General features: G+C 59.3%; 21 protein-coding genes. 13 read left to right on the top strand and 8 right to left on the bottom strand.

What is annotated here, in order from left to right:
• Positions 1-188: 188 nt before the first annotated feature.
• Complete coding sequence (locus C7H08_RS07730; RefSeq protein WP_227663148.1) at positions 189-1,376, bottom strand: DcaP family trimeric outer membrane transporter; 1,188 nt, start codon at positions 1,374-1,376, stop codon at positions 189-191.
• A gap of 96 nt (positions 1,377-1,472) precedes the next feature.
• Between C7H08_RS07730 and C7H08_RS07725 the strand changes: the two genes are divergently transcribed.
• The 6 genes from C7H08_RS07725 to astB are packed head-to-tail and all read left to right on the top strand — an operon-like array spanning position 1,473 to position 9,306.
• The gene (locus tag C7H08_RS07725; RefSeq protein ID WP_106671545.1) at positions 1,473-2,924 is read left to right on the top strand and encodes an exonuclease domain-containing protein; all 1,452 of its coding nucleotides are present in this window, start codon (positions 1,473-1,475) and stop codon (positions 2,922-2,924) included.
• Between the two features lie 59 nt (positions 2,925-2,983).
• A complete protein-coding gene (locus C7H08_RS07720; protein ID WP_106671162.1) occupies positions 2,984-4,198 on the top strand; it encodes an aspartate aminotransferase family protein in 1,215 nt (404 codons plus the stop codon).
• A gap of 55 nt (positions 4,199-4,253) precedes the next feature.
• Positions 4,254-5,270: an arginine N-succinyltransferase gene (locus C7H08_RS07715; protein ID WP_106671161.1), complete on the top strand. Its 1,017-nt coding sequence runs from the start codon at positions 4,254-4,256 to the stop codon at positions 5,268-5,270.
• Between the two features lie 27 nt (positions 5,271-5,297).
• A complete protein-coding gene (astA, locus tag C7H08_RS07710; protein WP_106671160.1) occupies positions 5,298-6,431 on the top strand; it encodes an arginine N-succinyltransferase in 1,134 nt (377 codons plus the stop codon).
• Between the two features lie 44 nt (positions 6,432-6,475).
• Complete coding sequence (gene astD / locus C7H08_RS07705) at positions 6,476-7,951, top strand: succinylglutamate-semialdehyde dehydrogenase (protein WP_106671159.1); 1,476 nt, start codon at positions 6,476-6,478, stop codon at positions 7,949-7,951.
• A gap of 14 nt (positions 7,952-7,965) precedes the next feature.
• Positions 7,966-9,306: an N-succinylarginine dihydrolase gene (gene astB, locus C7H08_RS07700; RefSeq protein WP_106671158.1), complete on the top strand. Its 1,341-nt coding sequence runs from the start codon at positions 7,966-7,968 to the stop codon at positions 9,304-9,306.
• 13 nt (positions 9,307-9,319) lie between these two features.
• On the opposite strand, the gene C7H08_RS07695 is transcribed toward astB, so the two are convergent.
• A complete protein-coding gene (locus tag C7H08_RS07695; RefSeq protein WP_106671157.1) occupies positions 9,320-9,952 on the bottom strand; it encodes a TetR/AcrR family transcriptional regulator in 633 nt (210 codons plus the stop codon).
• Between the two features lie 164 nt (positions 9,953-10,116).
• Here C7H08_RS07695 and C7H08_RS07690 point away from each other — a divergent pair, with 164 nt between their 5' ends.
• Together C7H08_RS07690 and C7H08_RS07685 are read left to right on the top strand one after the other, a co-directional pair.
• Positions 10,117-11,199, top strand: a complete 1,083-nt coding sequence (locus C7H08_RS07690) for an efflux RND transporter periplasmic adaptor subunit (RefSeq protein ID WP_106671156.1) — start codon at positions 10,117-10,119, stop codon at positions 11,197-11,199.
• Positions 11,199-14,225, top strand: coding sequence for an efflux RND transporter permease subunit (locus C7H08_RS07685; RefSeq protein ID WP_106671155.1), 3,027 nt, complete (start codon positions 11,199-11,201; stop codon positions 14,223-14,225). The genes C7H08_RS07690 and C7H08_RS07685 overlap by 1 nt, the downstream gene beginning before the upstream one ends.
• Here C7H08_RS07685 and C7H08_RS07680 read toward each other — a convergent pair.
• From C7H08_RS07680 to C7H08_RS07655, 6 genes are all read right to left on the bottom strand, one after another.
• The gene (locus tag C7H08_RS07680; protein ID WP_106671154.1) at positions 14,197-15,246 is read right to left on the bottom strand and encodes a succinylglutamate desuccinylase; all 1,050 of its coding nucleotides are present in this window, start codon (positions 15,244-15,246) and stop codon (positions 14,197-14,199) included. The two genes, C7H08_RS07685 and C7H08_RS07680, sit on opposite strands and share 29 nt — an antisense overlap.
• A gap of 174 nt (positions 15,247-15,420) precedes the next feature.
• A complete protein-coding gene (locus tag C7H08_RS07675; RefSeq protein ID WP_106671153.1) occupies positions 15,421-16,143 on the bottom strand; it encodes an ABC transporter permease in 723 nt (240 codons plus the stop codon).
• Positions 16,144-16,146: 3 nt separating this feature from the next.
• Positions 16,147-16,851 carry an ABC transporter permease gene (locus tag C7H08_RS07670; RefSeq protein WP_106671152.1) on the bottom strand — a complete coding sequence of 235 codons (705 nt, stop codon included), beginning with the start codon at positions 16,849-16,851 and terminating at the stop codon, positions 16,147-16,149.
• 51 nt (positions 16,852-16,902) lie between these two features.
• Entirely contained in the window at positions 16,903-17,655 is a 753-nt protein-coding gene (locus C7H08_RS07665) for a transporter substrate-binding domain-containing protein (protein WP_106671151.1), read from the bottom strand.
• A gap of 87 nt (positions 17,656-17,742) precedes the next feature.
• Positions 17,743-18,513, bottom strand: a complete 771-nt coding sequence (locus C7H08_RS07660) for an ABC transporter ATP-binding protein (protein ID WP_106671150.1) — start codon at positions 18,511-18,513, stop codon at positions 17,743-17,745.
• Between the two features lie 175 nt (positions 18,514-18,688).
• On the bottom strand, positions 18,689-19,450 hold the full coding sequence (locus tag C7H08_RS07655; protein WP_106671149.1) for an FCD domain-containing protein: 762 nt from the start codon (positions 19,448-19,450) through the stop codon (positions 18,689-18,691).
• 157 nt (positions 19,451-19,607) lie between these two features.
• On the opposite strand from C7H08_RS07655, the gene C7H08_RS07650 reads away from it, so the two are divergent.
• The 5 genes from C7H08_RS07650 (at position 19,608) to C7H08_RS07630 (ending at position 25,175) form a co-directional block, all read left to right on the top strand.
• A complete protein-coding gene (locus C7H08_RS07650; protein WP_106671148.1) occupies positions 19,608-21,080 on the top strand; it encodes an FAD-linked oxidase C-terminal domain-containing protein in 1,473 nt (490 codons plus the stop codon).
• The gene (glcE, locus tag C7H08_RS07645; RefSeq protein ID WP_106671147.1) at positions 21,073-22,140 is read left to right on the top strand and encodes a glycolate oxidase subunit GlcE; all 1,068 of its coding nucleotides are present in this window, start codon (positions 21,073-21,075) and stop codon (positions 22,138-22,140) included. Before C7H08_RS07650 ends, glcE begins: the two co-directional genes overlap by 8 nt.
• 2 nt (positions 22,141-22,142) lie before the next feature.
• Positions 22,143-23,351, top strand: coding sequence for a glycolate oxidase subunit GlcF (gene glcF, locus C7H08_RS07640; RefSeq protein WP_106671146.1), 1,209 nt, complete (start codon positions 22,143-22,145; stop codon positions 23,349-23,351).
• 104 nt (positions 23,352-23,455) lie between these two features.
• Positions 23,456-23,890, top strand: a complete 435-nt coding sequence (locus C7H08_RS07635) for a DUF4124 domain-containing protein (protein WP_106671145.1) — start codon at positions 23,456-23,458, stop codon at positions 23,888-23,890.
• Positions 23,891-23,966: 76 nt separating this feature from the next.
• Positions 23,967-25,175 carry a multidrug effflux MFS transporter gene (locus tag C7H08_RS07630; protein WP_106671144.1) on the top strand — a complete coding sequence of 403 codons (1,209 nt, stop codon included), beginning with the start codon at positions 23,967-23,969 and terminating at the stop codon, positions 25,173-25,175.
• Positions 25,176-25,244: the final 69 nt, after the last annotated feature.

Below are 25,244 nucleotides of genomic sequence, written 5' to 3'. Positions count from 1 at the left end.
AGCTCGCGAAGTACATCCAGTCGAAGTAGTTGTGCAGATCCTGCATGGCCCCGCCTTTTCGAAGGGCTGAGTCAGTTCAACCAGGCGTTTCTGGTCTTTGGCCTTTTTCTTGGTGTCACCTCATCAGCTGCAACGAAAAACCCCGACCGAAGCCGGGGTGATTCTGAGTTAACTACTGACAGGAAGGATTAGAAGTTGTACTGCGCTGCGAACATCAGACGGTTAGCATCTTCGCTGTCGCCGCCTTTGGTTTCGGTTTTCCAGTACTGGTATTCCACGCCCATCATAACGCTCTGAACAGGGGTCCACATGTAGTTGGCGATCACGTTGGAGCGAGTTTCCTCTGCAGCAGCGCTATCAACATCCATTTGAGTCATACCGTAGACCAAATTGACGCTGCGGCCATTGCCGAGCGAGATGCTGGTGCCGAGCGAGCCGCCAATGCCAGAAACTGTTTCCAGATCGTCATTCGCATCAACGAAGCCGTCAGACGCTCCAGACAAATAGAGGTACGAGTTCGCGCCATCTGTATAGTTGATGCTGCCTTGAACCGAAATCATGTCGGAAGCTTTGAACTTTGCCGCGCCAAAAACGCCGTAGCCCATCGCCGTGTCGTCCGTGTCATTTACCACGTTTTCATAGGCGTTTTGCTTGACCAGTGCCGCGGCAGCAAATGAAAGCGCATCAGCAGAGCCTTCATAGCGAGCAGTGAAGGCGGGCATGGTGTCTTTTTTGGTGCTAACGGTCTCTCCACCAATCACTGTAGTTGCGCCGGTCACTGACCCCTTAGGATCTTCTACGGAGACAGAAAGACCTCCGGTGGTGTAGCGCAGCTGGGCGGTACGAGCCTGATAACCAGCCCAACCCGCAGAACCGTTAAAGTCCAGAGTTGGGGTGTTACCAGTAAAGCTGTTGTAGTTGGACCAGGTTTGGCCCGCGAGGACACCGTTGTATTCACCGAAGGCATGACGCAAACGGAAGTTTCCGGCGCTGGCAAAATCGCCCTCTACGACAATTTTGAAATCGTTAGGCAGTGTAGCTCTGACACCGATACGGCTTTGTGTGGCTGACGCATCAAAGTGACCTTCGTTGTCGGAGCCTGAAACTTTTCCAAAGTCACCGGCAAGGGTGCTGTCGTCGCCGGTAATTTTTTCGTTGATATCATAGGTAGCGGTCAGTCGAGCGTAACCATAGATGTCGGCATTGACGTCGCCAGCTTGAATTTCAAAGGCTTGCGCCTGAGAAGCTAGACCCAAAACCGTCACAGCCGCCGTCGCACGAATGGCCATTCTTAATTTGTTACTTTGCATTGTTGTTGTCTCCACAGATTTTTTGTTGTTGGACCCAAATGCAAGGTAGTTACGAATCTGTGACATTTCAAACATAATCGGTGGTGATTTAGACGAATGTCTATGACGCCTGAACATCGCTCTCGGAGCATCTGGCTCTGATTAATGGTCGTAAAACAGCGGATGGCACAGAAACTGACAGCTCTTGAAAACGAGACATTTGCTTTCCTTGATATCGAAACCACCGGCGGTAATCCGCAACGGGACAGGATTACCGAGATTGGTGTCCGGTTCTGGCGGGCGGGTGAGGTAGTCGGGGAATGGCAGACGTTGCTGAATCCGGAAACCCGGGTTTCCGGCTTTATTGAGCGGCTGACCGGTATCTCCAATGCGATGGTGGCGCAAGCCCCTTTGTTTGCAGAGATGGCGGATGAGCTCGAGCAGCAACTTGAGGGCGTCATTTTTGTGGCCCACAACGCCCGCTTCGATTACGGCTTTATCAAATCCGAATTTCGCCGGTTGGGGCGGGCGTTTAACGCCCGGGTGCTGTGCACGGTCAGGCTGTCGCGGGCGCTGTATCCGGGCGAGGCCAGGCACAACATGGATGCACTGATTGCCCGGCATAACTTGCCCCAGGTGGAGCGGCACCGGGCCATGGGCGATGTGTCGGCCATGCTGGCGTTCTTCGAACACGCTCGGGGTGAGCACGGAGACGATGCCCTGAACAGCGCTGTTCACCGTTTGCTGCAGCGCCAGAGCACGCCGTCGAACGTGCCGTCGGAAATCTTCAGAGAGTTACCACACTCACCGGGCGTGTACCGCTTTTACGGAGACAACGATGTACTGCTGTACGTGGGCAAAAGCACCAACATCGCCCAACGGGTGGCGTCGCATTTTTCCGGCGATCACCAGTCCAGCCGCGGCTTGCGTATGTCGGAAAGCCTGCGTCGGGTGGAGGTCACCGAAACCGCCGGCGAGCTGGGGGCGCTGCTGCTGGAACTGAAACAGATCAAAACTCTGAGCCCGCTCTACAATCGCCGCTCCCGGGCCGCGAAAAGCCTGGTCAGCATTGCCCTGAGCACCAACGCCGACGGCTACCTGCAGTCGGAGCTGGCGCGCACCATCAGCCCGGATCGGCTGGGCGACTATTTCGGGCTATTCCGCAGCAAACGCGATGCCCAGGGCGCGATCCAGGGCATTGCTGCCAAAAACGACCTGTGTGGCAAACTGCTGGGCCTGGAGCCTGCTGGCCCCGGCCCTTGCTTTCAGCGCAGCCTCGGCCGTTGCAAAGGGGCCTGTGAAGGCGCTGAAGATGCCATCCGCTACAACCTGCGCATGCAGATTGCCTTCCACGCCCTGCGCCTGAAAACCTGGCCCTGGCCCGGCTCGATCGGCCTGGTGGAAGAGAACCGCGAAACCGGTCGCACCGACATACTGGTGATCTGCAACTGGATACACATTGCCACCGTGCACAGTGAGCAGGCGCTGAACGAATTCGCACCGGGGGCAGAGCCGGTCACCTTCGATCTCGATTCCTACAAACTGCTGGTTAAAGCCCTGCTTGGCCCAGACAAAAACCGCTTGCGCATCATCGAATTGCCGCCCTTTACGCAACCGGCTGTTCTTATGCCCTGAGTGGCGTATTATGTGAATATTCACCTTGTCACTTAGCAATGAGTCACTGAGAGAGATCCATGAACAGAGAACCTGTCTCCCGCGAACTGTTTGATGAAGTAATGGTGCCCAACTACGCGCCGGGTAATATTATCCCGGTCCGAGGCGAAGGCTCCCGCGTGTGGGATCAGGACGGCCGCGAGTTCGTGGACCTGCAGGGCGGCATCGCCGTTACCAGCCTTGGCCATTGCCATCCGGGCCTGGTGGGTGTGTTGCAGGAACAGGCTGAAAAAATCTGGCACCTGTCCAACGTCATGACCAACGAGCCGGCCCTGCGCCTGGCCAAAACTCTGTGCGACCAGACCTTCGCTGACCGGGTGTTCTTCGCCAACTCCGGCGCCGAAGCCAACGAAGCCGCCTTCAAGCTGGCCCGTCGCTACGCCTGGGAACACTACGGCCCGGACAAACACGAAATTATCTCTTTCACCAACTCCTTTCACGGCCGTACCCTGTTTACGGTCAGCGTGGGTGGCCAGGCCAAATACCTGGAAGGTTTTGAACCGGCTCCGGGTGGTATCCACCACGCCGAGTTCAATAACCTGGATTCAGTAAAAGCACTGATCTCCAAAGAAAAAACCTGCGCCATAGTGGTTGAGCCCATCCAGGGCGAAGGCGGCGTTATGCCCGCAGACCCCGACTTCCTCAAAGGCCTGCGCCAACTTTGCGACGACCATAACGCCCTGTTGGTGTTCGACGAAGTGCAAAGCGGCGTCGGCCGCACCGGCCACCTCTACGCCTATGAAATGTACAACGTAGTGCCCGATATTCTCACCAGCGCCAAAGGCCTGGGTGGCGGCTTCCCGGTGGCCGCCATGCTGGCCACCGCCAACGCCGCCAAAAGCCTGGGTGTGGGCACCCACGGCAGCACCTACGGCGGCAACGCGTTGGCCTGCGCGGTGGCGCAGAAAGTCATCGACACCGTCAGCCAGCCGGAAATCCTCAAAGGCGTCAAAGCCCGCTCCGACAAACTGCGCAAAGGCATGATGGACATCGGCGAACGCTACGGCATATTTTCCGAAGTGCGCGGCGCTGGTCTACTCTTGGGGTGCGTGCTGACCGAAAAGTGGCAGGGCAAAGCCAAAGACTTCCTGAACGCCGGCCTGGATGAAGGCGTGATGGTGCTGATGGCCGGGGCAAACGTGATCCGGTTAGCCCCGTCGCTGATCATCCCGGAAACGGATATTGACGATGCGCTGGAGCGCTTCGAAGCAGCGGTTAAAAAGTTGACGGCATAGTTCCCAGTGCGGGACCGGTCGTCACACTCCGGACGAATCTTGCGGGAGTAATGGAATGTGGCAAGTAAGGCCAGCCAACCCGGATGACCTGCAGCAAATACTCGATATAGCTGGCAGCCAAAGCGCCAGGCTATCGTCTACGCTGCCCAAAACAGAACACACCCTGGCAAACAAAATCGCCCAGTCCCAGGCTTCCCTTGCCAGCCAAAGCAAAGGCAACAGCCCGCGCCGGTTGCTCTTCGTCCTCGAAAACACCGACACCGGCCAGATCGCCGGCACCGCAGGCATCGACGCCCGGGCCGGCAACGGCCACCCGTTTTACAACTACCGCCGCGACAACCTCATTCACGCCTCCCACGAACTCAACGTCTCCCGGCGCGTAGAAGTACTCTACCCCAGCCACGCACTGACCGACCTTACCCTGCTGTGCGCCTTCACCCTGAGGCCCGAGCTGCGCGAAACCCCCGCGTTTGAACTGCTCTCACGGGCCAGAATCCTGTTCATTGCCAGCCACCGCGACTGGTTCACCAGCCGCGCGGTGGTCGAAATCCAGGGCATCCAGCACGACGGCGGCCACGTGCCCTTCTGGGACAGCCTCGGCCGGCACTTTTTCAATATGGATTTCGAAACCGCCGACCAGTACTCCGGCCAGCTCAGCAAAACTTTTATCGCCGAACTCATGCCGCCCAACCCCGTCTACGTCACCCTGCTCAGTAAAGACGCGCAGGCTGCCTTGGGCGAACCCCATCCGTTGACCAAAGCCAATTACGATCTGTTGCAACGGGAAGGCTTCCAGCCTGGTAGCTACGTGGATATCTTCGATGGCGGGCCCGTGCTGGAAGCCCGCACCGACAGCCTGAAAACCCTGGTCACCAGCCAACAGAAAACTCTGCACGGCAGCGAAACGCCCGATGGCGAAACCTGCCTGATCAGCGCCGGCGAGGGCGCCGAGTTCCGCTGCCTGCTCACGCCTGTTGCCGAAACCCTGACCGACGAGGTGAAGGTGCCCGTCAGCACCTGGCATGCCCTCAATCGCAGTGCCGGAGACCAGGTAAGGATCTCGCCGCTATGAACAGAACCATACAGGGGAGGGCGTAGCATGCTGGTTATCCGCCCATTGCAGGAAAATGATCTGGACGATCTGTACCTGATGACCCAGAACGCTGGCAAGGGGCTGACCACCCTGCCGGCGGATCGGGAAATGCTGCAACGCAAGATCGAGCGCGCCCGCGAATCCTTCAACCAGCGCTGTGCCCCGGAAGCGGGCCTGTACCTGTTTGTACTGGAAGACACCGTCACCAAAAAAGCGGTGGGTATCAGTGGGGTTGAGGCTCGGGTTGGGCTGGAAGAGGTGTTCTACAACTATCGCCTGAGCGTTACCGTGAACGCCTCGCGGGAGTTGGGAGTGCACGTGCGTACGCCGACGCTGCACCTGTCCAACGACATGACCGACACCACGGAAATCTGCTCCCTGCTGTTGTCAGACGATTATAAAGGCGGTGGAAATGGCCTGTTGTTATCCCGCTGCCGGTTCATGTACCTGGACGACTTTCGCAGCCATTTCTCCGAGAAGGTGTTTGCAGAAATGCGCGGAGTGTCCGATAAAGAAGGTCGCAGTCCTCTGTGGGATGCCCTGGGCAGCAAATTCTTCGATATGGAGTTCATTCAGGCCGATATGCTCTCTGGCCTGGGCAACAAATCCTTTATTGCAGAACTGATGCCTAAGTACCCGATCTACCTGCCCATGCTGCCGGACACAGCCCGGGCCGTGATCAGCAGGGTGCATGAGAACACCCGCCCGGCGCTCAAGATGCTGCAGGCGGAAGGTTTCAATTTTAACGGCATGGTGGATATTTTTGATGGCGGCCCAGTGGTTGAGGCGTTCGTTAACAACATTCGCACTGTGCGCGATTCGGTCAACCGGCATGCCATGGTGGTCACCAAAGCCATCAATCTGGACGTGCCTCCGGAGCAGAGAGTAATGATCTCCAACCGCTCGTTTCGGGATTTCCGGGTCACCACCATACCGATGGCATGGATCGGGCCGGATAACGTGCGCCTCCCCCGTGAGGTGGCCGACGTGCTGCGGGTGGAATCCGGAGATCCGGTTCGCCTTGCCCCCTTGAAGGATAGCGGTGTATCGCCCATCTATAGTCTCGAAGGGCCGGAAAATGAGGAGGAAAAGATTCTCGACCGAGTCCGCAACTATCGCAATCGGCACGGGCAGGATTGATGCTGCCCGTGCCGGTGTCTTTCCGATCCGGGAGGTAACAAGACATGGCAAACCTGTCAGGCAATCTGTACATCGACGGGCTGTGGATCCAGGGCCACGGGGTGCCGTTTGAATCGATTCAGCCGGTGACTGGTGAGACCGTCTGGGACGGCAATGGCGCAGGCCTGGAGGATGTCGATGCCGCGGTTCGGGAGGCGCGTGCCGCGTTTGTCAGTTGGCGCCGGAAGAGTTTTGCCGAGCGCCAGGCGGTGATTGAAGCCTTTGCGCAGCAGCTGGAAGCCAACAAGGAAGCGCTGGCCCATCAGATTGGCCTGGAGACCGGCAAGCCGCTGTGGGAATCGCGCACCGAAGTGGCGGCGATGATCGGCAAGATCCCGATCTCGATCAAAGCCTACAACGAACGCACCGGGCATTCGGAATCCGATGTGGCCGGTGGTCATGCCGTGTTGCGTCATCGCCCCCACGGCGTGGTGGCGGTGTTCGGGCCCTACAACTTTCCCGGGCATCTGCCCAACGGTCATATCGTACCGGCGTTGCTGGCGGGCAACACCGTGGTGTTCAAACCCAGCGAACTGACTCCGGGCGTGGCGGAAATGGTGGTCCGGTTCTGGGAAAAAGCCGGCCTGCCGGATGGCGTGATTAACCTGGTGCAGGGCGGTGCCGATGTCGGCAAATGCCTGGCGCGACACGGGATGGTGGATGGGCTGTTTTTCACCGGCAGCTCCAATGTGGGTCATAAGCTGCACGAGCAGTTCGGCGGCCAGCCGGAGAAAATTCTGGCGTTGGAGATGGGCGGCAACAACCCTCTGATTGTCCAGAATGTGTCAGATGTAGACGCTGCCGTGCACCACACTATTCAATCCGCATTCCTGTCAGCCGGCCAGCGTTGCACCTGCGCTCGCCGGCTGCTGGTACCCAAGGGCAAGAAGGGCGATGAGTTTCTGGCGCGTCTGGTGGCGGTGGCATCACGCATTGAGGTGGCCGAGTTTGATGCCGAACCGCAACCGTTTATGGGCGCGGTGATCTCGGTGGCGGCCGCCGAGCAGTTGCTGCGGGTGCATGCCGGCATGCTGGCCAAAGGTGCCCACTCCCTGCTTGAGATGAAACACCTGAAGCCGGGCACCGGCCTGGTGTCGCCGGGTATTGTCGACGCCACCGGGATGGAGCTGGACGATGAAGAATACTTCGGGCCACTGCTGACGGTGTACCGCTACAAGAGCTTTGATGATGCCCTGGAGCTGGCCAACGACACGCGCTTTGGTTTGGCGGCCGGTATTCTGAGTGATGATCGCAAACTCTATACCCGGCTGCTGGAAGAGGTTCGCGCCGGCATCGTGAACTGGAACCGGCCGCTCACAGGGGCCAGCAGCGCGGCGCCGTTCGGCGGCATCGGTGCCAGCGGCAATCACCGGGCCAGTGCCTATTACGCGGCTGACTACTGCGCCTGGCCGATGGCGTCACTGGAGGCCAGCAAAAGCGAGCTGCCGGAAGACCTGCCACCGGGCCTGAAATTTGACTGACAGGAATGCCAGCTATGGTGAAACACGCGGTTGAAGCGAATTTTGACGGGCTGGTGGGCCCCACCCATAACTACGCCGGTTTGTCCTGGGGCAACGTCGCGTCCAAATCCAATGTGAACGCGGTGGCCAATCCGAAAGAAGCCGCGCTGCAGGGCCTGGCCAAGATGAAGCAGCTGGCGGACCGGGGCTATGTTCAGGGCGTTTTGCCGCCCCACGAACGGCCTCATATTCCGACCCTGCGCGCGCTGGGCTTTGAGGGCACCGAGCGCCAGATTCTGGAAGCCGTGGCGAGCACCGATCCGTCCATTCTGGCCGCAGTGTCGTCGGCGTCTGCCATGTGGACCGCCAATGCGGCTACGGTGTCGCCCAGTACCGATACCGCGGATCATCGGGTGCACTTCACCCCTGCCAACCTGAGTGCCAAGTTTCATCGCGCCATTGAACATCGGGTTACCGGGCGGGCGCTGAAGTCGATATTCACCGATGAAAGCTACTTCGCTCACCATCCGGCCTTGCCCTCGGTCAGTCACTTCGGCGATGAAGGCGCGGCTAACCACACCCGCTTTTGCAGCCGCTACGGTGAACCTGGAGTAGAGTTGTTTGTGTACGGACAGGTGGCGTTCAACGAACAGGCCCCGGCCCCGGCAAAATACCCGGCCCGGCAGACCCTGGAGGCCTCCCAGGCCATTGCCCGGCTGCACGGCCTGAGCGATCGCCATGCGGTGTTCGCCCAGCAGAATCCGGCGGCCATTGATGCCGGTGTGTTCCACAACGATGTGATCGCGGTGGGTAATGGCAACTGCCTGTTCTATCACCAGCTTGCGTTTCTCGACGAAGACCGGGTGCTGGCGGAGCTCCGTGACCGGCTGATCGGGGCGGAACTGGAGGCGATCCGGGTGTCCTCAGCGGAGGTGCCCCTGGGCGATGCGGTCGCCTCCTACCTGTTCAACAGCCAGTTGCTGAATACGCCTGATGGCATGTTGCTGGCGGTGCCCGGTGAGTGCCGGGAAGTGGCTTCGGTTAGCCGCTATCTTGATGATCTGGTCAAGACGGGCGGTCCGATCACTGCGGTGGAAGTGTTTGACGTCAAGCAGTCCATGAGAAACGGCGGCGGCCCGGCCTGCCTGCGCTTGCGGGTGGTGTTAAACCATGAAGAGCTGCAGGCCATCAACCGGGGCGTTATCCTGAACGATGCCCTTTACGACCGCCTGGTCAGCTGGGTGAATGCGCATTATCGCAATGAGCTCAGCCAGCAGGATCTGGCCGATCCGATGTTGCTGGATGACGTGCGTAAAGCGCTGGATGAACTGACCGGGATTCTGGGCCTGGGCTCCATCTACGATTTTCAGCGGTAATCGGTAGAATCGGTTAACTGGCGATGGAGCGGGTCAGCATATCCATGCTGTGGCGGATCAGGGCGTCGGCCGGAAAACTGGAGGTCTGGGTGGCTTCCGATTGGCACAGCATGATCACGCCGTGCAGCGCGCCGCGCAGGTAGAGTGCGGTATGGCGTGGCGATTGGATGCGTTCACGGCTCATGGTGCCGTCTTCCAGCCCCTGGTGAATCGCAGCTTCCATCAGCGTCATCAATTCGTTCTTTGAACAGAGCATTTCCCGGGTCTGGTGTTCGTCCGCGTCAGCAATCGCCGTGGAGGCCTTGGTCAGCGCAGAGAAGTAATCCGGTGCCTCGATGTAAAAGCGGTAGTAGGCCTCACCCATGGCTTTGATCTGGGCCAGCCCGGTGTCGGCCGTGCTGCGGGCACTTTCGAAGCGGTCCACCAGGCTTTGCCCGGCCCGCAGCATGATGCCCCGCTGAATGGCGGCTTTGTCTTTGAAGTATACGTACAGCAGCGCCCGGCTCAGGCTGGCGGTGCGGGCAATGTCGTCCATGGAGGTGCGCTCGTAGCCTTTTTCGGCAAAGGCCAACTCAGCGGCGTCCAGTATGGCGTCATACCTTGCCTGTTTTTCCCGTTCCCGTCGTGATTTCAGGGGCTCGTTCATGGTGTTCCTGACTTCCTGTGCGATGACTGCATGATACCTGAAAGGGGATGAAAGCCGATTATTGACAATTTGTCAAAGAATGACATTATGTCTGAAAATAATCGGCGGCTTCCGATGGATCGGAATCCTACAATCAACACGTTCAGGGAAAGGGGCTGAACCTCATGTCTCTCATCAAGCGCGCTGCGCCATTTACTCTCATCGGCCTTGTTCTGGCTACTCTGGTGTTATCCGGCTGCCGTGGTGGTACCGACGATTCGCCGGATCAGGCAACGGTATCTGTGCGCGTGGCCGAGGTTACCGGTGGCGAAATCGAAGAAATACCGCTTCGGTTCTCCGGCATCGTACGTGCGGCCCAACGGGCGACCCTGACGTTTCAGGTTAGCGGTGCCCTGAAAGAGCGGCCCATCGAACTGGGCCAGAACGTGAAGGCCGGTGATGTGCTTGCCCGCTTGTACAATCCGGCCCTGGAGCCCGCGCGGGATTCTGCCCTGGCGCGCATTGAAGAGCTGAGAACCCAGTTCGATCAGGCCCAGAGAGAGTGGGAACGCTCCAGCCGGCTGCATCAGCGTGGTGTGGTCTCGGAACAGAATCTGGAACAGATTGCCGCTCGCCGGGATTCCCTGCGGGCCAGCATGGCCACCGCCGAGGCATCACTGGCGGAAGCCACCCGGTTGCTGGAAGAGAGCGTGTTGAAGGCGCCGTTTGCCGGCCAGGTAGAAGCACTGCTGGTGGAGCGGGACGAGTTTGTGTCCGCCGGCCAGCCGGTCATGCGATTGTCTTCCCCGCTCGGGCGGGAAGTGGAAGTGCGGGTGCCGGCGCATTTGCTGAGCCATGTGCGGGTAGGGCAGGAACTGCCGGTGTGGTCAGTTCAGGACCGTAACCGGGCGCCGGAAACCGGCACGGTGATCGAGATTGCCCGGGGCAGCTCCATCCGTGGTGAGCTGCATCCGGTGCTGGTCAGCCTGCCGGTGCATTCGCTGGGCTCGGGTGAGCCGGTAGAAGTCGGCATTACGCCGGTGCGTTCCTCGGCCATCACCGTGCCTCTGCTGGCGGTGGTTCGTAACGATTCCGGTACCAGTGTGTTCCGCGTGCAAGACGCGATTGCCCGGCGGGTACCGATAAAAATCGATCGGGTTATTGGCGAACGGGTGATGGTGCACCCGGGTGAACTTGGTGCTGGAGATCTGGTGGTTTATGCCGGCACCACCCGCCTGGTGGACGGTGATCCGGTGGAGATTCGCTGATGACCCGCCGACTGCTGAACTATCAACGTTTGCTGGGCATGGTGGTGACCATGCTGTGCCTGTTGGGGATTGCGGCCTACAGCACCATGCCCCGGCAGGAAGATCCGTCATTTCCGTATCGTGCCGGCATGGTGACCGTCAGCTATCCCGGTGCCAGCGCAGAAGCGGTTGAGCGCCTGGTGTTGCGGCCGTTGACCGATGAGCTGCGCCAGGTGGAAGAGCTGGATTTCAGTTTTGGCACCGCCCGCACCGGCGTGGCGCTGTCTCGCCTCAAGCTCAGAGACCACATCTACGACACCGATCCGGCCTGGGATCGGGTGCGCCAGGCCATGGAGCGGGCGCGGCAGGATTTCCCTGACGACGTTGGCCAGATGACCCTGGATGACCGCCTGATCGACATTCCGGCGGTGGTGCTGGCGGTGGGTGGCTCACCGTCGGTGACCGAATTGTCGAAGGTCGCCGAGCGTCTGAAGCAGAACCTTTCGGACATTCCGGGCATTTCCCGGATTGAACTGGAGGGCGATGCCGATGAGCAGATCACTCTGGCTCTGGACGATGCCGCGCTGTTCCGTTTGGGCATTTCTCCGAAACGCGTGCTGGAAACCCTGGCCCAGCGCAACCAGACCATCCCCGGTGGCTTTGTGGTGGTGGACGGCAAACGCTTGTCGGTGCTGCCCAACACCGAATTTGCCGATATCGATGCCATCCGCGCCACCCCCATAGCGCTGCCTGATGGCTCCCAGGTGCCCCTGGCCGCCGCTGCTGATGTCTGGCGCGGGCCACAGGAGCCACGCCAGCCGGAAACCTGGTTCAATGGTGAGCGGGTGGTGTTGCTGTCGGTCATCATGGAGGAGGGCAGCACCGACGCCATCCGCTTTGGCCAGCGCATCCGTGAACGGGTAGAGGAGGTGCGGGCCGAGTTCGGCCCCTACGAAATCCGGGAAATGTTCTTTCAACCAGACAAGGTCTCTGAGCGCCTCGTCAATCTGGCCTGGAGTCTGGTGCTGTCGGTACTCATCATCGTGGCGGTGGTGTTCACCGGCATGGGCATCCGCATGGGGCTGTTGGTGGCGTCGATCCTGCCCATGGTGGCGCTGATCAGCATCGGCCTGTATGACCTGGGCGGCGGTGTGTTGCACCAGATTGCGGTGATCGGCATGGTGATTTCGCTGGGGATTCTGATCGACAACGCCATCGTGATCGTCGAAAACATTCAGGGTCATCTGGATGAGGGCATGCGCCGGCTGGATGCCTTGCAAAAAGCCGTCGGTGAGCTGGCCGGCCCCCTCGGTGCCTCTACCGGAACGACCCTGGCCGCTTTTGCGCCCCTGCTGATGGCCAAGGGTGGGGCTGCAGATTTTACCCGTGGCGTGCCGGTGATGATCATGCTGACCCTGTCGGTCAGTTATCTGCTGGCCATCTCGGCGGTGCCACTGCTGGCGGCAAGGTTCCTCAAACCCCGCAAGAGCGTTCATGGTGACCGCCTGATGGGGTTTGCCCGTTTTCTGGGCGGGATGGTGTTCCGGTATCCCGGGCGCTTGATTCTGGCGGGTGCGTTACTGGTGGTCATGAGCCTGGGCATGACACCTTTCATGGCCCAGCAATTTTTCCCCAATGCCGACCGTCCCAGGGTAATCGTTGAGCTCTTCATGCCGGAGGGCACCGATCAGGCCCGTACGGCCGAAGTCACCGAGCGCCTGGAGCGGGCGGTACGCACACGGCCGGAAGCCGTAGAGGTGCACCGGTTTGTCGGCTTTGCCGGCCCGGCTTTCTACTACAACCTGCAGCGGGCACCGCAAGCACCGAATCGGGCCCGCCTGGTGGTCCGGACACCGACCCTGGATGACACCAATGACCTGATCCCGTGGATTCGGCAAGAAGTGGCGGCCAGTCTGCCAGAAGTGGAGCTGTCCGTTGGCATTCTGGGTCAGGGGCCACCCCGGACGGCACCGGTGGAAGTGCGGGTGTATCACGCCGATGACGATGCCCGGGCAAGGGCAACGGAGCAGGTGTTCGCCCTGCTACGCGGTGTGTCCGGCACCGTGGATGTGCGCCACGATGTGGATATCGGCGTGCCCAGCATCGCCATCAATGTCGACGACGCAACCGCCGCTCGCTATGGATTGAACCGGGCTGACGTTGCCCAGAGTCTGTATGGTCAGAGTTTCGGCGCGGTGGCTGAACGCTATCGCCAGGAGTCAGACCCCATCCCCATAATTCTGCGTTCACGGGAAGGCACTTCGCTGTCACTGTCGCGACTGTTGTCGGTCAATACCTACAACGATCAGGGCGATGCGATTCCGTTGTCGGCCGTGGCCACGGTGGAAACCACCTGGGAGCCGGCCGCCAGATACCTGCGTAATGGCGTGCGGGTAAACACCGTCAGCGCCAATCTGGCAACCGGCTTCAGCTTCAGTCAGGTACTCGACGGTCTCGACGCCGCTATGGCGCAGCAGCCTTTACCGGCCGGTACCCGGCTGGAAATGGGCGGTGACGCCGAAGGCTCCAGTGATGCCAATACCGCGCTGCTGACCGCCGCGCCGATCGGCATGCTGTTGCTGCTGTTCTTCCTGCTGTTGCAGTTCAACTCGTTCCGGCGGGTCGGGATTATCTTGTTGACGGTGCCGCTGGCCACCGTCGGCATCTTCCCAGGCCTGGTGCTGTCCGGCTCACCCTTCGGCTTTCAGTCGTTGTTGGGGGTGATTGCGCTGGTGGGCATTGTGGTGAACAACGCCATCGTACTGCTGGATGTAATGGACCGGGAGCTGGAAAGGGGCAGGGCAATCCGCGATGCCGTGCGCACGGCGGTTGAACGCCGCACCCGGCCCATCCTGCTAACCACCGCCACCACCGTGGCTGGCTTGCTGCCTTTGGCATTCTCCAGCTCCACGCTGTGGCCACCCATGGCCTGGGCCATCATCTCTGGCCTGCTGGCATCCACCGTGCTGACGCTGCTGGTGATCCCGTCAGTCTGCATCAAGCTGATCAAGCTGCCGGTCAGCGAACCCGAGAACGCCCCGGCCTGACCATCAGGCCAACCCTTTGCCCCACCGGGACCTCCCGGTTGGGGAATACAATCGCCTCCGGCGCCGTACCCACCCGGTAACAGCTCTGGTCATCCTCCCAGATCACCGTGCCGGGCTGGTACTCGGTAAAATTCGCCACCTCGTCCGGCACATGAAACCGGAACGATGGCCCGGTATTCAGAATCTCGTGCACCACCTCAAACACCGTCAGATGATCAAACGGTGGCTCAACGGCCGGTGCCGGCTGACCACCAAACCGCCGCCGCAACGCCCGCTCAATGCCCCGGAACCGCCGGAAATCATTCCGCCCGAATGGCTCGACTTTACCCAGCTCAACCGTGAAACTTTCCGCCTTCAACAACCCGGCCGTGAACGACGAAAACACCGTCGATTCCTTATGCTGCAGCAACAGCGTCTCCACCTCCGCCTCCAGCAAAAACGCGCACTGCTCTGGCGGCACCGAACGCCCTTCCACATACGGATACAGCGCAAACCGCTCCCGCTTAGACGGCCGGATCGCCGTGTGCAAATCATAATGACCCAACGTGAGAGGCTGATGCACCATCGCAAACTGCCGGCACATCTCCTCCAGAAACCGCGCCCGCCGGGCCTCCGGCAACGCCGCATAGTCCGCTTTGCCATGGGCCCCGTTAAACAGCCGGTTCATGTTCACGTCCATAAACCGGGTACCGGCCTTCATCGCGGGCGGATTGCCCAGCATCAGCAACAGCGGACACGCCAACTGCCACACCTCGGCCAGCAGCTCGGACACCAGCTTGTTCAACACCTCAATCGGCGCGGTCTCGTTACCATGAATGCCGGCCGAAATAATCAACGCCTCGCCGTTCGGGTTGTCCCGATCGGTCGGCGGCGTCAGCCACAGCACGCCGTTGGCCTTGCGGGAAATCTGAGTACCATCAGGCAGCCGGGTTTTGATTTCGGGGAGGTCATCACCGGCATTGGCGAGGGTATGGGCCAGCCAGTCAGGGTGGGATTCGAAGAGGTCATTTTGAGCGTTCATGGAATCCCCGTAGAGAGGTCGGGGTCAGACGGCAGGGAGTGCCTTCCGGGAATTTCGAAGGCCATGGATGGCCTGAGAGAAGCGCACATGGATGTGCTCGTAGCGGTTCCCGGAAGGCACTCCCTGCCGGCTGGCCTTACACCAGACCTTTAATGTTAATGAAACGTCAAAGTATCAGGAGTTAGCCGGCCTTTGATGCCGCAACAAATAATTTTCCAGCTTACGGAAGGCAAACACCAGAATAAACGTCAGTACCATGTACAGCAGCGCCACAAAAATAAACGCCTCAAATGGCGCATAAAACCGCGAGTAAATATTCCGCGCCGCCCCGGTCAGATCAATAATCGTCACCACACTGGCAATCGCACTCGCATGCAGCATAAAAATCACCTCATTCGAATACGCCTGCACCGCCCGCCGCGCCGCATTGGGCAGAATAATCCGGCGCATCCGCAACAGCCAGCTCATGCCATACGCCTTCGCCGCCTCAATCTCGCCATTGGGCGTGGCAATAATCGCACCCCGCAGAATCTCCGTGGTATAGGCCGCCGTATTCAGCGTAAACGCCAGCAGAGCAGGGTAGAACGGCTCCCGGAAAATAACCCACCAGAAAGTCTCATGAATGCCAGGAGTCTGCGCCACACCATAGTAAATAATGTAAAGCTGAATCAGCAGCGGCGTGCCCCGGAACAGATAGGTGTACAGCCAGATCGGACCTGACACAAACGGATTTCTCACCGTGCGCAGGATCGCCAGCGGCACCGCAATAATCAGACCGATCACCAGCGACAGGAACACCAGCTGCACGGTGGTCACCATGCCACCCCAGTATTCCATGAGCGTCATGGCATTGAAGATATCGTTCTCGTTTAACCACTCGGCCATGAAATCAGGCATTGATCAATTCCCCCGAACCACGCCGACATTGGCTCGCTTGTCGAGCCACTTGATGAACAACTCCGAACCCGCCGTCAGCAACAGATAAACCGCTGCCACCGGAATGAAAAAGTGGAACGGCATGCGCTCGGCCTTGGCGGCTTCTTCGGCCACCCGCACCATATCGGTCAGGCCGATAATCGACACCAGGGCCGTGGTTTTCAGCAACACCTGCCAGTTGTTGCCGATGCCGGGCAGGGCATGGCGCAGCATCTGCGGAATCATTACCCGGCGAAAGGTGTGCCAGCGGGAAAAGCCATAGGCTTTGGCTGCTTCAATCTGACCTGCGTCGACCGCCAGAAAGGCGCCGCGGAAGGTCTCGGTCATGTAGGCACCGAAAATCAGCCCGATCGTCACTACACCGGAAATGAACGGATCAAACTGAAAGAAAAAGTCGATTTCACGGGTTTCCCAGAGATAGTCTGACAACGCATTCACCGCCACCTGGCCGCCATAGTAGAACAGCAGCATCATCACAAGGTCCGGTACACCTCGGATCAGCGTGGTGTAAATCGTGGCAACGCCAATCAGCACGCGGTTGCCAGAGAGTTTGGCACTGGCGCCAAGCAGCCCCAGGGTGAGCGCGAGGGCCAGCGAGAGGAAGGCCAGCTCGATGGTAACCACCGCCCCCTCGGCGAGGGCCGGGCCGTAGCCTTTCAGATCAAACATGGGAATATCCGGAAAGCGGGGAGCAGCCTGATGGCCGCTCCCGGGGTCGGGTTAGATCTTGATGTCGTAATTGAAGTACTTGGCCATGATGGCATCGTAGGTGCCGTCTTCTTTCAGTTTCCTGAGTGCGGCGTTGATGTCTTCAGCCAGATCGGCATCACGCTTGCGCATGGCTACGCCGACGCCTTCACCCAGTTTTACCGACTCGCCGACTTCTTTGTAGCCGTCGCGGTTCATGATGGTCTGCTCACCTACAGGGTAGTCGACGAAGACTGCGTCCAGGCGCTGGCCTTCAAGGTCCAGAACCATGTCTTCTGCCGTGGTGTAGCGCTTGATGGACACTATGCCGCCCATGTTCTCGGTCACGTAGGTGTCCATGGTGGTGCCGCGCTGCACGCCCACGTTCTTGCCTTTCATGGCGTCCATATCGGTGACGTCCGTGTTGAAAGACTCAGGGCCAAACCAGCCACCCGGGGTGATGTAGTACGGCTCGGAGAACAGCACCCGCTCGGCGCGCTCGGGAGTGATCGACATGGAAGACATGATGATGTCGAACTTGCGAGCCAGCAGGCCGGGAATCATGCCGTCCCAGGCCTGGATGATGAATTCGCAGTTAGCGTTCAGTTCTTCACACATGGCGGTCGCCAGTTCGACTTCGAAACCGGTCAGTTCACCGTTTTCATCACGGTACTCGAATGGCTCGTAAGGAATGTCAAAAGCAACCCTCAGGTTGCGATCCTGGGCCTGGGCAGTGCCCGCGATCATGGCCAGGGCACAGCTTGCTGCAATAATCAGTTTATTCATGTGTCACTTCTCCAGTGATTTGCCTGTACGGCTTTATTCTTGATGGAAGCTTTGTGTTCCGGTACCGGTTTCAAGATAGCACCGGATTCAGAACTTGGGAGCAAGAAATTGCTGCATGCGTTCGGACTCCGGATGGTCGAAGACCTTTTCCGGCGAACCCTGCTCCTCAATCACGCCCTGATGCAAGAACAGGACCTGAGTTGACACATCCCTGGCAAAAGCCATCTCGTGGGTGACCACGATCATGGTACGGCCTTCCTCGGCCAGACTCTGCATAACCTTCAATACTTCGCCCACCAGCTCCGGGTCCAGCGCTGAGGTGGGCTCATCAAACAGCATTACTTCCGGCTCCATGGCCAGGGCGCGGGCGATGGCCGCACGCTGCTGCTGACCGCCCGACATCTGGGCCGGGTAATAATCCTTGCGCTCGTAGATACCCACTTTGTTCAGGTAGGCTTCTGCCCGCTCGATGGCTTCTTTTTTCGGAACCTTGAGTACATTGATTGGTGCTTCGATGATGTTTTCCAGCACGGTCATGTGGGACCACAGGTTAAAGCTCTGAAAAACCATCGAAAGCCGAGCCCGCATCCGTTCGACCTGGCGGTTGTCAGCGGGTACTCGCTGACCTTTGCGGTTGTGTTTGAACCTTATTGGGTCACCGTGCACGATAATGTCGCCAGAGGTCGGCGTTTCCAGCATGTTGATGCAGCGTAAGAACGTGCTTTTACCTGAGCCCGAACTGCCGATCAGGGAGATGACATCGCCTTTGCGAGTTTCCAGAGAGATGCCCTTGAGGACTTCGAGTTGGTCAAAGGTCTTGTGGATGTCCCTGCAAATCAGAGGCGCTGTTTCCGCCATGGGGTGACTCCTGGGGGCTGTCGTACAAAGGCGCATGTTTTACGGACTGTCGCCGTGGAAATCAATACCGCTTTGTTGGGTTTTGGTGAATTTCGCAGCACATACAGCCCGGTTGGCGTGCGGGCCTTGATGTCATTCTGGCGCAATCAATGATCAATGCAAGCATTTTGCCAGGTTAACGGTTGGCTGGATCCGTCAGCAGGTTTTCCAACTCTTCCGGCGCTGGCACCCTCAGCAATTCGTCTCCCCGTTTCTCCATCTCTGTCATGGTTTGCCTGACCTGGCGGACATGTGCCGTGGCAATCTTGCGGGCCTGTTCCGGCTTCGCCGCCATGATCGCCTCATAAAGTTGCCGATGCTGGCGCATGATCTTGCTGCGCATGTCTTGCCTTGGGTTCAGGTTGGAGACCGCAGCCTGCACCGTCAGCAGCATCATGTTCTTCAGCCCACTGAGAATGTGCACCAAAACCGGGTTGTGGGAAGCCTCCACAATGGCCAGATGAAAGCCGTGGTCCGGCCGGGCATTGCTGAGTGGGTCGGTGCTTTCCAGTGCCGTGAAAGCCTTGGTCAGCTTGTGTCGATCCATATCCGTGGCACGCTGGGCTGCCAGATATGCCGCCTGGCCGTCGAGCTGCTCGCGAACTTCCAGCAGATCGTAGAGCGTTCGGGGGTGGCCTTGGTAGAGATGCATCAGCGGGCTATTGGAAGTTTCGGCACTGGCGTCCGGGACGATGCTGGCAACAAACGAGCCCTTACCGTGCCGGGTTTCAATCACTCCCCGGGCCTGCAGTTCATGCAGTGCCTCGCGAACGGCAGAGCGTGATACGCCCAGTCGGGCCGATAGCTGTCGCTCGGAGGGAATCTTCTGGCCGGGGGCGAGCCCGCCGTCCAGAATCAGATGCTCCAGCTTGTACGCAACTTGGTTTGCAATGCCCATGACGATAATGGCCTGACCAGTTTCCGGGTTGAACGCTCAGTTTACGATACCGATGCGTTACAAGAAACTGGTCGGACCAGTTGGTAAAAAGATGGACGATGCCGGCAGGGATGACGAGTATAGGGTTCTATGTCGCTAGCAAGTTGCTGGAAACGCTATGACTGATAAATCAACAATAAGCCGTGAACAGCTGGCGGATACGTTCAGGCAATTCATTGATCCCGCCTTTGTCATCAGCGATGACGAAACCATGAGGCCCTATGAATGCGATGGCTTGGCAATGTATCGCGAGCAGCCCATGCTGGTGGTATTGCCGGAAACAGTTGCCCACGTGCAGCGTGTCATGTGTATTTGCCACGAGCACAATATTCCCGTTGTGGCGCGCGGCGCAGGCACCGGTCTGTGCGCCGGGGCTATGCCGCACAAAGACGGTGTGGTGTTGTCGCTGGCGCGTTTCGATCGCATTCTCGAGATTGACCCACTGGCCCGAACGGCGCGACTTCAGCCGGGTGTTCGCAACCTGGCAATCAGTGAAGAGGCAGCACAATACGGGCTGTATTATGGCCCGGACCCCTCATCCCAGATAGCCTGCTCGATCGGCGGTAACGTCGCCGAAAATGCCGGTGGCGTGCACTGCCTCAAATATGGCTTGACGGTTCACAATATTCTGAGCGTCGAGATGATTACCGCAGAAGGTGACCGGGTAACTCTCGGCAGCGACGGCCTCGACAGCGGCGGTATGGACCTGCTGGCGCTGATCACTGGCTCCGAAGGACTGTTGGGCGTGGTCACCGAGGTGAAAGTGAAACTGCTGCCTAAGCCGGAAGTGGCCCAGGTGATCATTGCCGGCTTCGACAGCATCGAGAAAGCCGGCGACGCGGTGGGCGGCATCATCTCCCATGGCATCATCCCCGGCGGCCTGGAAATGATGGACAGCCACGCCATCATCGCGACCGATGATTTCTGCCACGCCGGCTACCCTAGAGAGGCGAAGGCCCTGCTGCTGTGCGAGGTGGATGGCACCGAAGAAGAAGTGCAGCAACATATCTCCGAGGCCGAGGCGGTGTTTCGCAAACTCGGTGCCACCTCAATCCGCACCTCTCAAAGCGAAGAAGAGCGCGCGCTGCTGTGGAAGGGCCGCAAGTCGGCCTTCCCGGCGGTGGGGCGGATATCACCGGATTATTACTGCATGGACGGCACCATTCCGCGCCGGCATCTGGCCCGTGTGCTGCTGGAAATGGAAAAAATGTCTGAAGAATCGGGCCTGCGTGTGGCCAACGTGTTTCACGCCGGCGACGGCAACCTGCATCCGCTGATTCTGTTTGATGCCAATGTGCCGGGTGAGTTAGAAAGCGCCGAGGCATTTGGCAGTCGGATTCTTGAGCTGTGTGTGGAGGTCGGGGGTTGTATCACCGGGGAACACGGCGTTGGCGTGGAGAAGATTCGGCAAATGGCGGTGCAGTTCAATGATAACGAACTGCAGCAGTTCCACGACATAAAAGCCGCGTTTGATCCGACCGGTATGCTGAACCCGGGCAAGGGTGTGCCGACACTTCGGTTCTGCCAGGAGTACCGGTCCATCGAACACAAGCAACACAAGCACGAACAGGTGGACGCCAGCCATGGCTGATCAGATCCAACAGCTACAGGAGCAAGTGCTCCAGGCTCGCAGTAACGGCCAGGCGCTCAACATTGTCGGCGGTGGCACCAAGTCCTTTATGGGCCGACCAGCCAGTCCCGATGCTGGCACCCTGAGCCTGACCGGGCACACCGGCATTGTCGAGTACCACCCGGTCGAACTGGTGCTGACGGTGCGAGCGGGTACGCCACTGAAAGACATCGAAACGGCACTGGCGGAACATGGCCAATGCCTGCATTTTGAGCCACCCCGGTTTGGTGACGGGTCCACCATCGGTGGCATCCTGGCCTGCAACCTGTCTGGCCCGGCGCGGCCCTGGAGCGGCTCGGTGCGGGATCAGGTGTTGGGCGTTCGCCTGCTCAACGGCAAGGGTGAACATCTGCGCTTTGGCGGCCAGGTTTTGAAGAACGTCGCCGGCTATGACGTGTCTCGCCTGCAGGCCGGCGCCATGGGCACTCTGGGTGTGATCACCGAGATCAGCCTGAAAGTCATGCCGAAACCCGCCACCACCGTTACCCTGATGCAGGACATGGCCCTGGACGAGGTGATCCACTACATGAATCAGCGCGCCGGTGAACCCAAGCCCATCACGGGGGCCTGTTGGGTGGATGGCAAGGTATATCTGCGCCTGGCCGGAGCCCATTCGGCAGTGGAGGCCACGGCCGAGAAGTGGTCGGGTGAGGTGATGGCGCAGGGTGACCAGTTCTGGCAGCAGGTGCGTGATCAACAGCATGACTTTTTCAAGGACAGCGCGGCTCCGCTCTGGCGGTTCTCGGTAGGTTCCGCCGCGGCTATGCCCGCGCTTGAAGGCCCGTGGTTGCTGGACTGGGCCGGCGCTCAGCGCTGGTATCGGGGTGAGGCCACACTGAGTGATCTGGAACCCCTGGCCAGAGCCGCCGGTGGCCAGGTCAGCCTGTTCCGGGGCGGCGACCGCACCGGCGAAGTGATGCACGCCCAGCCTGAGCCGTTGAAAACAATTCAGCGCCGGGTAAAAAACTCGTTTGATCCGGACGGCCTGTTCAATCCCGGCCGCCTCTACAGCTGGTTGTAATTATGCAGACGAATCTGGTTCAGCACTTTGCCAACACACCTGACGGTCAGGAGGCAGAAGACATCCTCCGGGCGTGTGTGCACTGTGGCTTTTGTAACGCCACTTGCCCGACCTATCAGGAGCTGAATGATGAGCGCGACGGCCCCCGGGGCCGCATCTATCTGATGAAGATGTTTCTGGAAGGCGGGGAGGCCACCGAAAAAACCCGGGAGCATCTGGACCGTTGCCTGACCTGCCGCAGCTGCGAGACAACCTGTCCCTCCGGCGTGCAGTATGGCCGGCTGGTAGATATCAGCCGAGGGCTGCTCGAACAAGAACTGCCAAGATCGCCGAAACAGCGAGCGATGCGCTGGGCGTTGACCCGCATCCTGCCACACCGCCGGTTGTTCGGCTTGTTGCTCCGGGTGGGGCAGGCGTTGCGGCCGATGCTGCCGGCTCAGCTGCGCATCAAGGTGCCGGCTCGTCGTGAGGCCAGCCCTTGGCCCGCCTCCAGCCATAACCGGATTGTGCTAGGCCTGGCCGGTTGCGCGCAGCCCTCTGCGGCGCCCAATACCAATGCCGCCACGGCGCGGGTGCTGGACAAACTGGGTATCACCTTGGTGGAAGCGCCCAAGGCCGGATGCTGTGGCGCGGTGAACTACCACTTGTCGGAACATGAACGGGGCCTGGAGGAAATGCGCCGCAACATCGACGCCTGGTGGCCCGCGATCGAAGTCGGAGCCGAGGCAATTGTGATGACAGCCTCCGGGTGCGGCGCGATGGTGCAGGATTACGGCCACCTGCTGAAAGACGATCCGATGTATGCCAACAAGGCGCGCAAGGTCAGTGAGCTGTGCACGGATCTCGGTGCCTTCCTGTTGCGGGAAGATCTGGAGCCGCTGAAGGCCAGCGCCCAGGCCGGTAAAGTGGCTTTTCATTGCCCTTGCACACTGCAGCACGCCATGAAGCAAAGTGGTGTGGTGGAGCAGGTGCTCACTCGCGTTGGAATCGAGTTGGCGGCGACCAAAGACAAGCACCTGTGTTGCGGTTCTGCCGGCACCTACTCCATCCTGCAACCGGAGATGAGTCAGACCTTGCTGGCTAACAAGCTCAAGGCGCTGACCGTGGATGATCCGGTGAAAATTGCGACCGCAAACATCGGGTGCCAACTGCACCTGGAGACCCGTTCCGAGGTGCCGGTGCAACACTGGGTCGAGTTGCTGGACCGTTAAGCGGATCCCAAAAGGGTTGGGGATATTGTCGTATAGTCGTACCCGGTGTCATTAATCGACTCCGGGCACTTCAGATAAAATCCAACTTCACAGGATGTGAACTCATGCCAAGGACCATGGCCTTATCTCTGCTTTTTGTGTTTTCCTGCAGTTCCGCTCAGGCTGAAATCTACCGCTGGATTGATGCCAACGGCTCCATCCATTTTTCCGATAAGCCACCAGCGTTGCAACCTCATTCGCAAGTGCAGTTGCGCTCTACGGCGACGGTACCGATGAATGAAAATATTCACCAGGCAGAGCGCATCAGCCGTCAACGGAAAGAGCTGGATGAATTGCTCGCTCCGAGCAGCAAAGCGCGCTACGCAAAAGCCCGGCGTAAGCAGGGCGACCGCGATAAACAGTGCGAAAAATACCGCCAGCAACTGGATCGTCTGCAAACCAGGTTAAGGGCGGGTTACGGCAACGACCGCGGTAACAGTCTGCGGCAACAACGGCGTGAACTCAGCCACTCCTTCAGCCTGGAGTGTATGCTGAATTAGTCGTATTTCGGAAAGCGCCCATTGCCCTTTTGTAAGGATTATTGTTAGCTATCTACCTTGTCTGAGGAGGTAGATTTTGTCCCATTTTCAGCTTGCCTTGTTGCTGGGCATGACCGTGGCGCTGGGGCCGCTGGCCCTGGATGCCTATTTGCCAGCGTTTCCTGAAATTGCCCGCGGCTTCGGCATTTCCCATTCTGATGTCGGCCTCACCCTGAGCGCGTATGTGGCCACGCTGGGCCTGGCCCAGCTGGTCGGTGGCCCGTTGTCTGATCGCTATGGTCGGAAAGGTATCCTGTTCGGCGGGCTGGCGGTTTTTGCCCTGGCCAGTGTGATGATTGCGCAGGCAGAAACCCTAGGCTGGATGATCGTGTGGCGGGTGGTTCAGGGTATCGGTGGTGCCTTCTGCGCGGTGTCGGTACCGGCGATTGTACGAGATCAGGTAGGCGGGCAGGATGCGGCCCGTTTGTATGGGCTGATCGGGCTGATCATGTTTATTGCTCCCGCGGCGGCGCCTTCCATAGGAGCGTTGATGCTGGCGCTGGGCGACTGGCACTGGATCTTCCTGGTGCTGGCGGGTTATGCGGTGTTTGTCACCCTGGTGTTACAGCTGGCGCTGTTTCCTCGCCTCAAGCCCCGGCCCCGGGCTGTCACCCCGGTCAAAACTCTGGTCACCAATTACCTGCTGGTGCTTCGCCATAAAACCACCATGCGTTTCATTGGTATCCAGGTGCTTTGCTTCAGCGCCATGTTGCTGTTTATCACCCATTCGTCGTTTATCTATCAGGAGTGGTTTGGTCTTTCCAACAGTGCTTTTTCAATGTTGTTTGCAGCAAATATCGCCTTGATGGCGGTGCTGAATGTGATCAACCGTCCTTTGCTGAAATACTTCTCGTCTGTGGTTTTGCTCAGGGTACAGATAATTCTTCAGTTCCTGGCGTTAGTGGCGCTGGTTTCTGTTGTGGTGATGGGCGGGCCGTTCTGGCTGGTGGCAGCCTGCATCATTGCGGCAATCGGTTTTCAGGGCGGCATTGTGCCCAACAACATGGCTAACGCACTGGAGTTCTTCCCGCACCTGGGTGGCACGGCCGCCGCCATGCTGGGGGCGTCGCAATTTACCCTGGCGGGTGCGGTCAGTGCCTTGTCATCCGCGTATGCGGGAGAGGCTTTGTTGCCCATTGTGATCAGCATGACGGTCTGTTCGGCCGGTGCTGTTTTGCTGTCGCTGGGCGCGCCCAAGGCGGTTGCCCGGGAGAAAGCCGCCGAGGCAGCCAGATCGCCGGGTTAGCGCTTCCGGTTGTGGCTCCGCACATTGATCAGCAGTGGGCTACCGGAGGAGTTTGTGCTGGATCTTGAC

This window comes from Marinobacter halophilus, from assembly GCF_003007685.1.
Classification (GTDB): Bacteria; Pseudomonadota; Gammaproteobacteria; order Pseudomonadales; family Oleiphilaceae; genus Marinobacter; species Marinobacter halophilus.
This window is presented reverse-complemented; position numbering and strand designations above follow the sequence as displayed.